Origin of the sequence: Escherichia fergusonii ATCC 35469, from assembly GCF_000026225.1 — a bacterium.
In the GTDB taxonomy this organism is placed as follows: domain Bacteria; phylum Pseudomonadota; class Gammaproteobacteria; order Enterobacterales; family Enterobacteriaceae; genus Escherichia; species Escherichia fergusonii.
Genome location: NC_011740.1, coordinates 2,135,091 through 2,149,192, shown reverse-complemented (window position 1 = coordinate 2,149,192; position 14,102 = coordinate 2,135,091). Strand labels below are relative to the sequence as shown.

Genomic DNA, 14,102 nt, shown 5'->3' with positions numbered 1-14,102 from the left:
TCTGTGAAATTGGCTATTTTTGATATATGCGGCACATTATATTATGACAATACAACATATTCTTTTTTAATCTGGTTATCTAACAAAGGAATAATTAAAAATAAAAAAAGCATAATGAATGCGCCTTATATTTTACGTGCTCTCAATAAAATATATTCATCATTAAGCGGTATTGATTTATACAGGAATATTCAAATAAAACAATTGGCTGGATTTTCGTATTATGATTTAACTAGATGGGCAATAGAATTTATCGATAGTCTTGAAGATAATCGTATATTAAGTACTTTTGCTTTAATGGAAGAGTATAAGCGTAAGGGATATAATATTGTAATTGCTAGCGCCACTATAGATCCTATAGCAAAAGCCATTGCTAATAAATTATCTGTGGAATATTACTCATCAAAATTGAGTTATTCCAATAATATGTGTAGTGGTAAACTTGAAAAAGACCTTTTGCTCCAAAAAAAAGTGATGCTATCTAAATTACTTGATAAGGTAGAAGTTGCAATAGTAGTTACTGATAATTTTACCGATATTGAATTAGTTAAAATGTGCGATCATTGTCATATTATAGTTCATAATGATAAAAATATTCGAAAATGGTCGAAACTCCTTAACAACAATATATCCAAAATTGATTTCATAAAGAAGAATGTTTGATGAATAAATATATTTTATATTTACCCTTCGGATATACCTATTTGTCCAGGATTAAAACAATTCCAAAACTTATTAGTTTTATACTTACAATACCTATACCGTGCTTCGTATTTTTTTATTTTGGGCTGCTTTCATCTTCAGAAAGAGATCTTTCGATAGGGGCGGGGTTTGTTGTTAGTTATGTATGTGTTTATATTTTTTATGAAAATGGATACATACAAAATGATATAAAAACCGTTAAGAAAGAGAGAAATCCAACATTGAGAATTGTTGGTGAGTTATATGATTTTATTGACACTAATTATTATAGTATTATTTTGCTTAGAACTCTTTTTTTTGTTTTTTTGCTTTTTCTTGTTTTATATGTTACTCCCTACATCATAATAATTAAAATAATCTCATATGCTTTTTTTACTAGTGTAATTTATTATTTCCATAATAATATACGAAATGCCTTTAAAACAGTAACTTTTTTTATCTTGTCTTCATCACGGTTTATATTTCCAATTCTAATTTTTTCATCCGTGATGGTACCAGAGAAATTAGCATATATACCACTTTCAGTTTTAATATATACTCTACCTGCATTATTAATATATTCGACTAAGTCATTTGGTTTAATGCATTTCATTATTGGTAATGAAAATAAATATAAGATAATTTACTATTTTATTATGGCGGTTGTTTTTTTGTTGCTTTATCTTCTTTCATTAAATAATAGTGTTTGGCTTATCATGCTAATAATATTTTTTTATATGATGATACTTGTGTTCATAAAAGAAATTATTGTTAATAAATAAGGGTATCAAGATGTCGAAGGTATGCTGCAGGTTAGCTGGAGGATTAGGTAATCAAATTTTTCAATATGGCGCCTCATTACTAATTAGCAAAAAAAGTAATGTGAAATATATAGAGCTTGATGATTCGGAGTTAAACAATTATAAAGCATCAAGAAGTAATGAATTGCCACATTATTTCAAAATGACCAATTCAAATGTAGAAAATAAATTTTTGCTTAAATTGCGTTTGCCGCGTATAAATATTTTAGCAAACCTTACAGATAGATTTGTTGGTGACTTAAATTTTAATCGAGTGCTCTATCAAAGTCTTACAAACAAAAGCTATTATTTAGATGGTTATTTCCAAAATTGTTTGGATCAAACTCTTTTTGATGAAATGCTTGAGTTGTTAAAAAAAGATTATCTATATTCGCATCTCAGTATTAAACCAAACGTATGTGCGATTCACATTCGCGGAGGTGATTTTTTAACTAAAAAATATAGTGGTATTGCTTCGACGAATTATTATCTTGAGCAATTGAATAAAATTAAAGAAATGAATTCTGTGGATCAATTCGTAATTGTGACAGATGATAAGAATTATGCGACTGAGATAGCGAAAAAAATATCTATTAAATACTTTTTTTCTGATGGAAATATGCTCGATGATTTTTTATTACTGGCACAATCCCAATTTAAAGTGTTGTCAAATAGTACATTTGCTATATGGGCTTCTGCGCTAGGATACAAACCAGGATGTATTGTATTAGCGCCTCAAAAGCTAAATATTCATGATACGAGAAATTTTATCTTACCTGGTGAATTAATTTAAATTTTAAGGAGTTATTCAAAAATGAAAGTTGCTTTAATTACTGGCATAACCGGACAGGACGGTTCTTACCTGGCAGAGTTTCTGTTGGAAAAAGGTTACGAAGTACATGGTATTAAGCGTCGTGCATCGTCATTCAACACCGAGCGTGTGGATCATATTTATCAGGATCCACACACCTGCAACCCGAAATTTCATCTGCATTATGGCGATCTGACAGATACCTCCAACCTGACGCGCATTTTGTGTGAAGTGCAGCCGGATGAAGTGTACAACCTGGGCGCAATGAGCCACGTTGCGGTTTCTTTTGAGTCACCGGAATATACCGCAGACGTCGACGCGATGGGCACACTGCGTTTACTGGAGGCGATCCGCTTCCTTGGTCTGGAAAAGAAAACCCGTTTCTATCAGGCTTCGACTTCTGAACTGTATGGCCTGGTGCAGGAAATTCCGCAGAAAGAAACCACGCCGTTCTACCCGCGATCTCCGTATGCGGTCGCCAAACTGTATGCCTACTGGATCACCGTTAACTACCGCGAATCCTACGGCATGTACGCCTGTAACGGCATTCTCTTTAACCATGAATCCCCGCGCCGTGGCGAAACCTTTGTTACCCGCAAAATCACCCGCGCAATCGCCAATATCGCCCAGGGACTGGAGTCGTGCCTGTACCTCGGCAATATGGATTCCCTGCGCGACTGGGGCCATGCCAAAGACTACGTAAAAATGCAGTGGATGATGCTGCAGCAGGAACAGCCAGAAGATTTCGTTATCGCTACCGGTGTTCAGTACTCCGTACGTCAGTTCGTGGAAATGGCAGCGGAGCAAGTAGGGATCAAACTGCGCTTTGAAGGCACCGGTGTAGATGAGCAGGGGATAGTGATTTCTGTTACTGGTGAGGATGCCCCAGCCGTTAAACCGGGAGATGTAATAGTTAAGGTTGACCCGCGTTACTTCCGTCCTGCTGAAGTAGAAACGCTGCTCGGCGACCCGACCAAAGCGCACGAAAAACTGGGCTGGAAACCGGAAATCACCCTCAGAGAGATGGTGTCTGAAATGGTGGCTAATGACCTCGTAGCGGCGAAAAAACACTCTCTGCTGAAATCTCACGGCTACGACGTGGCGATCGCGCTGGAGTCATAAGCATGAGTAAACAACGCATTTTTATCGCTGGCCATCGCGGGATGGTCGGTTCTGCCATCAAGCGACAGCTCGAACAGCGCGGTGATGTGGAACTGGTATTACGCACCCGCGACGAACTGAACCTGCTGGACAGCCGCGCGGTGCATGATTTCTTTGCCAGCGAGCGCATTGACCAGGTCTATCTGGCGGCGGCGAAAGTGGGCGGCATTGTTGCCAACAACACATATCCGGCAGATTTCATCTACCAGAACATGATGATTGAGAGCAACATCATTCACGTCGCGCATCAGAACGACGTGAACAAACTGCTGTTTCTCGGATCGTCCTGCATCTACCCAAAACTGGCAAAACAGCCGATGGCAGAAGGCGAGCTGTTACAGGGCTCGCTGGAGCCGACCAACGAGCCTTACGCCATTGCCAAAATCGCCGGGATCAAACTGTGCGAATCTTACAACCGCCAGTATGGACGCGATTACCGCTCTGTCATGCCGACCAACCTGTACGGGCCGCACGACAACTTCCACCCGAGTAACTCGCACGTGATCCCTGCATTGCTGCGTCGCTTCCACGAGGCGACGGCACAGAATGCGCCGGACGTGGTGGTGTGGGGCAGCGGTACACCGATGCGCGAATTTCTGCACGTCGATGATATGGCGGCGGCGAGCATTCATGTCATGGAGCTGGCGCACGAAGTCTGGCTGGAAAACACCCAGCCGATGCTGTCGCACATTAACGTCGGTACCGGCGTTGACTGCACTATCCGCGAGCTGGCGCAAACCATCGCTAAAGTGGTGGGTTACAAAGGTCGGGTGGTTTTCGATGCCAGCAAACCGGATGGCACGCCGCGCAAATTGCTGGATGTGACGCGCCTGCATCAGCTTGGCTGGTATCACGAAATCTCACTGGAAGCGGGGCTTGCCAGCACTTACCAGTGGTTCCTTGAGAATCAAGACCGCTTTCGGGGGTAATGATGTTTTTACGTCAGGAAGACTTTGCCACGGTAGTGCGCTCCACGCCGCTGCTCTCTCTCGACTTTATTGTTGAGAACAGCCGCGGCGAGTTTCTGCTTGGCAAAAGAACCAACCGCCCGGCACAGGGTTACTGGTTTGTGCCGGGAGGGCGCGTGCAGAAAGACGAAACGCTGGAAGCCGCATTTGAGCGGTTGACGATGGCGGAACTGGGGCTGCGTCTGCCGATAACAGCAGGCCAGTTTTACGGTGTCTGGCAGCACTTTTATGACGATAACTTCTCCGGCACGGATTTCACCACTCACTATGTGGTGCTCGGTTTTCGCTTCAGAGTCGCGGAAGATGAGCTGTTACTGCCGGATGAGCAGCACGACGATTACCGCTGGCTGACGCCGGACGCGCTGCTCGCCAGTGACAATGTTCACGCTAACAGTCGAGCCTATTTTAATCATGCTCCAAGTGCTGTTATTGGTTTAGATAAAAAGGATGTCAAAAATGTCTGATGTACCGTTGATTGCTGTTGTAATGGCTGGTGGTACGGGTAGCCGTCTTTGGCCCCTCTCAAGAGAGCACTATCCAAAGCAATTTCTGCAATTATCAGGTGAGAATACTTTATTACAGTCAACTTTATTACGACTATCCCCCCTTTCTTGCGAAACTCCATTAGTAATAACTAATGAGCAGCATCGTTTTGTGGTCGCAGAACAATTGCGTCAAATAAACCAATTAAGCGATAACATTATTCTTGAACCATGTGGAAGAAATACTGCACCAGCTATAGCACTTTCAGCATTTACGGCTTTGAAGCGTAATGAACAACAAGATCCTATACTTTTAGTTCTTGCAGCTGACCATGTCATAAACAAAACAGATGTTTTTTGTAACGCTATCAAAAATTCCATTTCAATTGTTGAACAAGGAAATATCTTAACTTTTGGTATTATTCCTCATTATGCAGAGACCGGTTATGGTTATATAAAAAAAGGGAATGTAATTAAAGAATCAGACAGTGGAGTTGGTAATAAATTTTACCAAGTAGAACAATTCGTTGAAAAACCTAATCGCTCAAGGGCTGAAGAGTATATTTCCTCAGATAAATATCTTTGGAATAGTGGGATGTTTATGTTTAAAGCATCAGTATATTTAGAGGAATTAAAAAAATACAGATCTGATATATACGATATATGTGAAAAAACAGTTTCTTCTTCCTACCATGATCTTGACTTTATACGACTCTCGAAAGATGTTTTTCAAAATTGTCCATCGGAATCAATTGATTTTGCAGTAATGGAAAAAACAAAGCGTTGTATAGTCTATCCCCTTGATATTGGTTGGAGCGATGTTGGATCTTGGCAATCGTTGTGGGACGTTAGTGACAAAACTCCTACAGGGGACGTTTGCAAAGGTGATATCCTGACCTATAATACAAAAAATAATTATATTCACTCGGAGTCAGCCTTAGTAGCCGCTGTAGGTGTAGAGGATATAGTTATTGTTCAGACGAAAGATGCAATTCTTGTTTCAAAAAAATCTGAAGTTCAGGATGTTAAACAAATTGTCCAAATGCTCAAAAAGCAAGAACGTTCTGAATATCTATCACATCGCGAGGAGTTTCGGCCTTGGGGGAAATTTGATGCTATAGAGCAGGGGGAACGATATAAAGTCAAAAAGATTGTCGTTAAACCAGGGGAAGGGCTATCCTTACGTATGCATCATCATCGTTCAGAGCATTGGATTGTTCTTTCAGGCACAGCAAAAGTAACTTTAAATAATAAAACCGTCTTAGTTACTGCTAATGAGTCCGTTTATATTCCTCTGGGCGCTACTTATAGCCTTGAAAATCCTGGCGTAATTCCTCTTAATCTTATTGAGGTTAGTTCCGGAGATTATTTAGGTGAGGATGATATTGTTCGTCAAAAAGAACGTTACAAAATAGATGACTAATAGATGAAAAAATTAACCTGCTTTAAAGCCTACGATATTCGCGGAAAATTAGGCGAAGAACTGAATGAAGATATCGCCTGGCGTATTGGGCGTGCCTATGGCGAATTTCTCAAACCGAAAACCATTGTTTTAGGCGGTGATGTCCGTCTCACCAGCGAAACCTTAAAACTGGCGCTGGCAAAAGGGTTACAGGATGCGGGCGTTGACGTGCTGGATATCGGCATGTCCGGCACTGAAGAGATCTATTTCGCCACGTTCCATCTCGGTGTGGATGGCGGCATCGAAGTTACCGCCAGCCATAACCCGATGGATTATAACGGCATGAAGCTGGTGCGCGAAGGGGCTCGCCCGATCAGCGGTGATACCGGACTGCGCGACGTCCAGCGTCTGGCAGAAGCCAACGACTTCCCTCCCGTCGATGAAACCAAACGTGGTCGCTATCAGCAAATCAACCTACGTGACGCATATGTTGATCACCTGTTCGGTTATATCAATGTCAAAAACCTCACGCCGCTCAAGCTGGTAATCAACTCAGGGAACGGTGCGGCGGGTCCGGTGGTGGACGCCATCGAAGCCCGCTTTAAAGCCCTCGGCGCACCCGTGGAATTGATCAAAGTACACAACACGCCGGACGGCAATTTCCCCAACGGTATTCCTAATCCATTGCTGCCGGAATGCCGCGACGATACCCGCAATGCGGTCATTAAACACGGCGCGGATATGGGTATTGCTTTTGATGGCGATTTTGACCGCTGTTTCCTGTTTGACGAAAAAGGACAGTTTATCGAGGGCTACTACATTGTCGGCCTGCTGGCAGAAGCGTTCCTCGAAAAAAATCCCGGCGCGAAGATCATCCACGATCCGCGTCTTTCCTGGAACACCGTTGATGTAGTGACTGCCGCAGGCGGCACCCCGGTGATGTCGAAAACCGGACACGCCTTTATTAAAGAACGTATGCGCAAGGAAGACGCCATCTACGGTGGCGAAATGAGCGCCCACCATTACTTCCGTGATTTCGCTTACTGCGACAGCGGCATGATCCCGTGGCTGCTGGTCGCCGAACTGGTGTGCCTGAAAGGAAAAACGCTGGGCGAACTGGTGCGCGACCGCATGGCTGCATTCCCGGCAAGCGGTGAGATCAACAGCAAACTGGTGCAACCCGTTGAGGCGATTAATCGCGTCGAACAGCATTTTAGCCGCGAGGCGCTGGCGGTGGATCGCACCGATGGCATCAGCATGACCTTTGCCGACTGGCGCTTTAACCTGCGTTCCTCCAACACCGAACCGGTGGTGCGGTTGAATGTAGAATCGCGTGGCGATATTAAACTCATGATTATGAAAACAGATGAAATATTAAGAATATTAAACTAACTTTGAGCATAAGGCCATGTTATAAAACATGGTCTTAATTATAATAAATAAACTAAATGGATATTTATATAGGATGAATCATAGTGTAGCAATAATAATGAGCGTCTACTTTTCTGAGAAACCAGATTATTTGAAACAAAGCCTTTCTAGTTTGTTTACTCAAACTATGAATGCAGATATTTATCTCTATGTAGACGGTGATTTGAATGAATTATTAGAAGATGTAATTAAAGGTTTTAAAGTTCACTCTAATTTCTTTGTTATTCGTGGTAAGGTTAACAAAGGCCTTGCATTTGCACTCAATACTTTGATTGATATAACTTTGAATAAAGGTTATAAGTATATTGCTCGGATGGATACTGATGATATTTCACGTTCGAATCGAATTGAGCAGCAATTCAGATTCATGGAGGAAAATAAAGGAATTGATGTGCTTGGTACTTTTTGTCACGAATTCGGCAGCGAATATGCATTAGAGTTAAAGGCAGTACCTATCAAGCATGATGAGTTGAAGAAGTATAGTATAATACGTTGCCCCTTCATACACCCAACTGTTATATTTAGAAGTTCAATTTTTAAAGATGGAATCCGTTATCCGTTGAACACTAAATTTACTGAAGATATGGCGTTATGGTTTTGTCTTCTTGAGGAGGGATATCATTTCCATAATTTACCTGAGGTATTATTAGATTATAGAATTGATGAAAATACATTTTCTCGGAGAAGGGGGCTTAGAAAAGCAATAAGTGAGTTTTCTATTCGTTTTAAATATATGATAAAACTCAGGGAGTTTAATATTAATAACAGTATTGTTTTGCTTGGAAAGTTTTGTTTTCATATATTGCCTTTATTTATTATTCGATACGCATATAAAAAATATCGTTAAATTAATCTTTGAAAGTTCATAAAATGAATAGTAGAGAACATAGAAATAACTGTTTTGATATAATTAGATTGTTTGCAGCAATTATTGTAATTATTTCTCATCAGTATTCACTTTCTGGATTGTCAGAACCAACCTTTCTTGGTATGACTACTTTAGGAGGTATTGGCGTTATCATATTTTTTGCCATATCAGGTTTTTTAATCACAAAGTCCTGTATCAATAGTGAAAGATTTGATTTGTTTTTATTAAAACGTGTTAGAAGAATATTTCCTGCATTAATTCCCTGTTCCATTTTTATGTATCTAGTATTAGGAGTGTATTTGGAATGGGATACTTTAGATGAATATATCAGTTTTTCTATACTAAAAAACATACTCAATGTTATAACCCTACAAGGAGCTCCAGCACATTCAGGAATTTTTAATGGATTTATACATCCATACTCTCTAAATGATAGTTTATGGACACTCCCTCTGGAGTTTACTTGTTATCTCATATTAGGATGTATTGTATTTTTATCTAAAAATACTTTAAGAGTAATATTAATTACCTTTATCGCGTTGCTTTTTATATCTATTTATTTTCTTTTCAATAAAACCGATATAATATTTTATGGTATTGTATTACAAGCTTTTCCTGTTCGTGCATTATCTTTTTTTACAGGTGCCATTATGGCGCTTACTCTGAATTATTGGTATAACAAAAGATGCATAAGTTATTTGCTTATAATTTCCACAATAGTGCTCATGGCTGTTGCTTATAAAAATGAAATCAATGTGATAGGTTATATCAATATCGCAATAATCACGATCGCAATTGGACATATTTTTAAAGACAACTTAATTGCAGGACGCTTCGATTATTCCTACGGAGTATATATATATTCATTTCCAATACAACAAATTATTATAAATAAGCTAACCCTTGGTTTTTTTGAAGGTACTTTTATTAGTATCGTAGTATCACTTATTTTTGGCTTTTTTTCATGGCATATAGTAGAATCAAAATTCATTATCAAGAATAAGAAAATAGAACAATATAGTAAAGTACTCTCTTCATAATATCTTAAATATCACAACTCTATTTTTTGATTAATATTTAAGTAGAGATATGAAATGAAAGTACATTAAGAAAAAACGCGATTTTAACGATTAAAATAAATTAACTTAAAACATGGTGTTCTGTAGTAGAAAAGTATATGCTTAAATTAATTGTTGTTTTTTGATTCGCTATACACACATCCAATGTATTTTGGATGAACGTATATGCTTTTTGCCACGAAAAATAATATATTAACTCTAGTGTTTATTGAGCTTTAATTTAATTGACTTAACCTGGTGTACTTATATTGTTTATTATCTAATATGAGTTAACATCAGAATCAGCTTATAGCTGCATAAGAATTATGGTGACTACCCCTGACAGGAGTAAACAATGTCAAAGCAACAGATCGGCGTCGTCGGTATGGCAGTTATGGGGCGCAACCTTGCGCTCAACATCGAAAGCCGTGGTTATACCGTCTCTATTTTCAACCGTTCCCGTGAAAAGACGGAAGAAGTGATTACCGAAAATCCAGGCAAGAAACTGGTTCCTTACTATACGGTGAAAGAGTTTGTTGAATCTCTGGAAACGCCTCGTCGTATCCTGTTAATGGTGAAAGCAGGTGCAGGGACGGATGCTACTATTGATTCCCTTAAACCATATCTCGATAAAGGTGACATCATCATTGATGGCGGTAACACCTTCTTCCAGGACACCATTCGTCGTAACCGTGAGCTTTCTGCAGAAGGCTTTAACTTTATCGGTACTGGTGTTTCCGGTGGTGAAGAGGGCGCGCTGAAAGGTCCTTCCATTATGCCTGGTGGCCAGAAAGAAGCCTATGAACTGGTTGCGCCGATCCTGACCAAAATCGCCGCAGTAGCTGAAGACGGTGAGCCATGCGTTACCTATATTGGTGCCGATGGCGCAGGTCACTATGTGAAGATGGTTCACAACGGTATTGAATACGGTGATATGCAGCTGATTGCTGAAGCCTATTCTCTGCTTAAAGGTGGCCTGAACCTCACCAACGAAGAACTGGCGCAGACCTTTACCGAGTGGAATAACGGTGAACTGAGCAGCTACCTGATCGACATCACCAAAGATATCTTCACCAAAAAAGATGAAGACGGTAACTACCTGGTTGATGTGATTCTGGATGAAGCAGCAAACAAAGGTACCGGTAAATGGACCAGCCAGAGCGCGCTGGATCTCGGCGAACCACTGTCGCTGATTACCGAGTCTGTGTTTGCACGTTATATCTCTTCTCTGAAAGATCAGCGTGTTGCCGCATCTAAAGTTCTCTCTGGCCCGCAAGCACAGGCAGCTGGCGACAAGGCTGAGTTTATCGAGAAAGTTCGTCGTGCGCTGTATCTGGGCAAAATCGTTTCTTACGCTCAGGGCTTCTCTCAGCTGCGTGCGGCGTCTGAAGAGTACAACTGGGATCTGAACTACGGCGAAATCGCGAAGATTTTCCGTGCTGGCTGCATCATCCGTGCGCAGTTCCTGCAGAAAATCACCGATGCATATGCCGAAAATCCGCAGATCGCTAACCTGCTGCTGGCCCCGTACTTCAAGCAAATCGCCGATGACTACCAGCAGGCGCTGCGTGATGTCGTTGCTTATGCGGTACTGAACGGTATCCCGGTTCCTACCTTCGCTGCTGCGGTTGCCTATTACGACAGCTACCGTGCCGCTGTTCTGCCTGCGAATCTGATCCAGGCACAGCGTGACTATTTCGGTGCACATACTTATAAGCGCATCGATAAAGAAGGTGTGTTCCATACCGAATGGCTGGATTAATCTGATTTAAATCAATTAATCAATGCAAGGCCCGGAGAAACCCTCCGGGCTTTTTTATTATACAAAGCGGCAGGTTATGGCCTTTTTTTATAATTTATGGTTAAAAAAAGCGATATAATACAGAGCCGCACAGCAGGATCGCTGCCTTGACAGTTCATCTACATCAGCGTTAAAAATCCCGCAGTGGATGAAGATGTGGTGGTGGATTAATGACCACTCTAAATGTTAAACCGGAAGAAGTCAGAGCTAATGAAAATAACAATTTCAGGAACAGGTTATGTTGGTCTTTCAAATGGTATTCTGATTGCGCAAAACCACGAAGTGGTTGCACTGGATATCGTTCAGGCCAAAGTGGACATGCTTAACAAGAAGCAGTCACCGATTGTTGATAAGGAGATTGAAGAGTATCTGGCGACTAAAGATCTCAATTTCCGTGCTACGACAGATAAGTATGACGCGTATAAAAATGCCGATTACGTTATTATTGCCACGCCTACCGATTATGACCCGAAAACAAATTATTTTAATACCTCAAGCGTGGAAGCGGTCATCCGTGATGTGACAGAGATTAACCCTAACGCTGTAATGGTGATTAAATCTACAATTCCGGTAGGTTTTACCAAATCAATTAAAGAACGTCTGGGTATCGATAACCTTATTTTCTCTCCGGAATTCCTCCGCGAAGGTAAAGCACTTTACGACAATCTCCATCCTTCACGTATTGTCATCGGTGAGCGTTCAGAACGCGCAGAACGTTTTGCTGCGTTATTACAGGAGGGCGCGATTAAGCAAAATATCCCGACTCTGTTTACCGACTCAACCGAAGCTGAAGCGATTAAACTTTTTGCAAATACCTATCTGGCGATGCGCGTAGCGTACTTTAATGAACTGGATAGTTATGCAGAAAGTTTAGGTTTGAATACCCGACAGATTATCGAAGGTGTTTGTCTTGACCCGCGTATCGGCAACCATTACAACAACCCTTCGTTTGGTTACGGTGGTTATTGTTTGCCGAAAGATACCAAGCAACTTCTGGCAAACTACCAATCTGTGCCGAATAACCTGATCTCAGCAATTGTCGATGCTAACCGCACGCGTAAAGACTTTATTGCCGATGCCATTTTGTCACGCAAACCGCAAGTGGTGGGTATTTATCGTCTGATTATGAAGAGTGGTTCAGATAACTTCCGTGCTTCCTCTATCCAGGGGATTATGAAGCGAATTAAAGCGAAAGGCGTGGAAGTGATCATCTATGAACCCGTTATGAAAGAAGAATCATTTTTTAACTCACGTCTGGAACGAGACCTCACCACTTTCAAGCAACAATCTGATGTTATCATCTCTAATCGCATGTCTACAGAACTGGACGATGTAAGAGAAAAAGTGTATACACGTGACCTTTTTGGCAGCGATTAATTTTTCAGACCTGATTATAATTCCAATTATGCCTGATAGCCTCACTATTCAGGCATTTTGGTATGTAAGCCTGATATCATATAATACATAATTTATGTGAATGTAATCCCAAATTATGATCATTGTGTGTTCGCTTAATTTAAACATCAATCAATTTTATCATTTATCCTATAGCATAAATCATAATTATAGCTAAACTACTGTTGGCTAAACCTAATTTTATATAGGGTATTGATTAGAGTGGAAAATAACCATATCTCTGGTCGTAGCAACGACCCAGAACAGATAGATTTGATTGATCTTTTGATGCAGCTCTGGCGCGGTAAGCTCACTATCATTGCTTGCATAGTTGTTGCTATTGCGCTTGCAGTGGGGTACCTGGTAATTGCTAAAGAAAAATGGACTTCAACAGCAATAATCACTAAACCTGATGTGGCGCAGATTGGTGCTTATAGCAATGCTCTTGAAGTACTCTATGGGGGAGGGGCACCGAAAGTTTCTGATGTCCAATATGATTTTTTTAACCGTTTTAGTACTGCACTTTTTGCATTAGGGGAGAACTTAGATAACCTAGAGAAACCTGAGAAACTTATCATTGAGCCAACCATAAAAGGGCAAAGCTTACCATTAGCGGTGTCCTATGTCGGTCAAACCGCAGAGGGAGCGCAACGGCAATTAGCTGAGTATCTTCAGCAGGTTGATGAGCTGGTAGCCAAAGAGCTGGATGGCGATTTGCAAGATAACATTAAACTGCAAACCACGACTCTTGAAGACTCTTTAAAAACTCAGGAAATGGTTGCGCAGGAGCAGAAAGATTTGCGTATCAAGCAGATTAAAGAAGCGCTTCGTTATGCGATGCAGGCAAATGTCACTAAACCTCAAATCCAGCAAACTCAGGACGTAACCCAGGATTCAATGTTCTTGCTTGGTAGCGATGCCCTCAATGCAATGGTTGAACACGAAGCTACCCGACCTCTGGTATTTTCTCCTGAATATTATCGGACGCGTCAAACTTTGTTGGATATTGCAGATCTGAAAGTCGATAACATTAATGTTCACGCTTATCGCTATGTCATGAAACCGACATTGCCAGTGCGTCGCGATAGCCCGAAAAAGGCAATCACCTTGATTCTGGCGGTGTTGCTGGGCGGCATGGTTGGCGCGGGGATTGTACTGGGGCGTAACGCTCTACGTAATTACAACGCGAAGTAATCTTTTCGGTTTTAAAGAAAAAGGGCAGGGTGGTGACACCTTGCCCTTTT

Annotated in this window: 12 protein-coding genes; all 12 read left to right on the top strand. The window is 41.1% G+C overall.

All coding sequences use genetic code 11. The annotated features are described in order from the left end of the window. Positions 1-3 precede the first annotated feature (3 nt). On the top strand, positions 4-663 hold the full coding sequence (locus EFER_RS10670; RefSeq protein ID WP_024256494.1) for an HAD family hydrolase: 660 nt from the start codon (positions 4-6) through the stop codon (positions 661-663). Positions 664-1,473: 810 nt separating this feature from the next. Continuing rightward, entirely contained in the window at positions 1,474-2,274 is an 801-nt protein-coding gene (locus EFER_RS10660; RefSeq protein ID WP_000048215.1) for an alpha-1,2-fucosyltransferase, read from the top strand. Positions 2,275-2,295: 21 nt separating this feature from the next. Further along, complete coding sequence (gene gmd / locus EFER_RS10655; RefSeq protein ID WP_000861363.1) at positions 2,296-3,414, top strand: GDP-mannose 4,6-dehydratase; 1,119 nt, start codon at positions 2,296-2,298, stop codon at positions 3,412-3,414. A 2-nt stretch (positions 3,415-3,416) separates the two neighbouring features. Beyond that, entirely contained in the window at positions 3,417-4,382 is a 966-nt protein-coding gene (gene fcl, locus EFER_RS10650; RefSeq protein ID WP_000043593.1) for a GDP-L-fucose synthase, read from the top strand. Between the two features lie 2 nt (positions 4,383-4,384). Continuing rightward, on the top strand, positions 4,385-4,885 hold the full coding sequence (locus EFER_RS10645; RefSeq protein WP_024256493.1) for a GDP-mannose mannosyl hydrolase: 501 nt from the start codon (positions 4,385-4,387) through the stop codon (positions 4,883-4,885). Next, the gene (locus EFER_RS24105) at positions 4,878-6,326 is read left to right on the top strand and encodes a mannose-1-phosphate guanylyltransferase/mannose-6-phosphate isomerase (RefSeq protein ID WP_001286273.1); all 1,449 of its coding nucleotides are present in this window, start codon (positions 4,878-4,880) and stop codon (positions 6,324-6,326) included. The genes EFER_RS10645 and EFER_RS24105 overlap by 8 nt, the downstream gene beginning before the upstream one ends. 3 nt (positions 6,327-6,329) lie before the next feature. Continuing rightward, a complete protein-coding gene (gene cpsG, locus EFER_RS24100; protein ID WP_000736842.1) occupies positions 6,330-7,697 on the top strand; it encodes a colanic acid biosynthesis phosphomannomutase CpsG in 1,368 nt (455 codons plus the stop codon). A gap of 73 nt (positions 7,698-7,770) precedes the next feature. Then, positions 7,771-8,583 (top strand): glycosyltransferase, encoded by an 813-nt coding sequence (locus tag EFER_RS10630; protein ID WP_001016780.1) that lies wholly within the window; start codon positions 7,771-7,773, stop codon positions 8,581-8,583. A 23-nt stretch (positions 8,584-8,606) separates the two neighbouring features. After that, positions 8,607-9,644 carry an acyltransferase family protein gene (locus EFER_RS22500; RefSeq protein WP_065757558.1) on the top strand — a complete coding sequence of 346 codons (1,038 nt, stop codon included), beginning with the start codon at positions 8,607-8,609 and terminating at the stop codon, positions 9,642-9,644. Between the two features lie 373 nt (positions 9,645-10,017). Then, positions 10,018-11,424 carry an NADP-dependent phosphogluconate dehydrogenase gene (gndA, locus tag EFER_RS10615; protein WP_000043515.1) on the top strand — a complete coding sequence of 469 codons (1,407 nt, stop codon included), beginning with the start codon at positions 10,018-10,020 and terminating at the stop codon, positions 11,422-11,424. Positions 11,425-11,673: 249 nt separating this feature from the next. Continuing rightward, a complete protein-coding gene (gene ugd / locus EFER_RS10610) occupies positions 11,674-12,840 on the top strand; it encodes a UDP-glucose 6-dehydrogenase (protein ID WP_000704800.1) in 1,167 nt (388 codons plus the stop codon). 234 nt (positions 12,841-13,074) lie between these two features. Continuing rightward, positions 13,075-14,052, top strand: coding sequence for an LPS O-antigen chain length determinant protein WzzB (gene wzzB, locus EFER_RS10605; protein WP_024256492.1), 978 nt, complete (start codon positions 13,075-13,077; stop codon positions 14,050-14,052). Positions 14,053-14,102 lie beyond the last annotated feature (50 nt).

What these genes read in the sequence shown, in the direction of transcription:
- EFER_RS10660 (WP_000048215.1), top strand. Translation starts at nt 1,474, where the DNA reads ATGTCGAAGGTATGCTGCAGGTTAGCTGGAGGATTAGGTAATCAAATT.
- gmd (WP_000861363.1), top strand. Translation starts at nt 2,296, where the DNA reads ATGAAAGTTGCTTTAATTACTGGCATAACCGGACAGGACGGTTCTTAC.
- fcl (WP_000043593.1), top strand. Translation starts at nt 3,417, where the DNA reads ATGAGTAAACAACGCATTTTTATCGCTGGCCATCGCGGGATGGTCGGT.
- EFER_RS10645 (WP_024256493.1), top strand. Translation starts at nt 4,385, where the DNA reads ATGTTTTTACGTCAGGAAGACTTTGCCACGGTAGTGCGCTCCACGCCG.
- EFER_RS24105 (WP_001286273.1), top strand. Translation starts at nt 4,878, where the DNA reads ATGTCTGATGTACCGTTGATTGCTGTTGTAATGGCTGGTGGTACGGGT.
- cpsG (WP_000736842.1), top strand. Translation starts at nt 6,330, where the DNA reads ATGAAAAAATTAACCTGCTTTAAAGCCTACGATATTCGCGGAAAATTA.
- EFER_RS10630 (WP_001016780.1), top strand. Translation starts at nt 7,771, where the DNA reads ATGAATCATAGTGTAGCAATAATAATGAGCGTCTACTTTTCTGAGAAA.
- EFER_RS22500 (WP_065757558.1), top strand. Translation starts at nt 8,607, where the DNA reads ATGAATAGTAGAGAACATAGAAATAACTGTTTTGATATAATTAGATTG.
- gndA (WP_000043515.1), top strand. Translation starts at nt 10,018, where the DNA reads ATGTCAAAGCAACAGATCGGCGTCGTCGGTATGGCAGTTATGGGGCGC.
- ugd (WP_000704800.1), top strand. Translation starts at nt 11,674, where the DNA reads ATGAAAATAACAATTTCAGGAACAGGTTATGTTGGTCTTTCAAATGGT.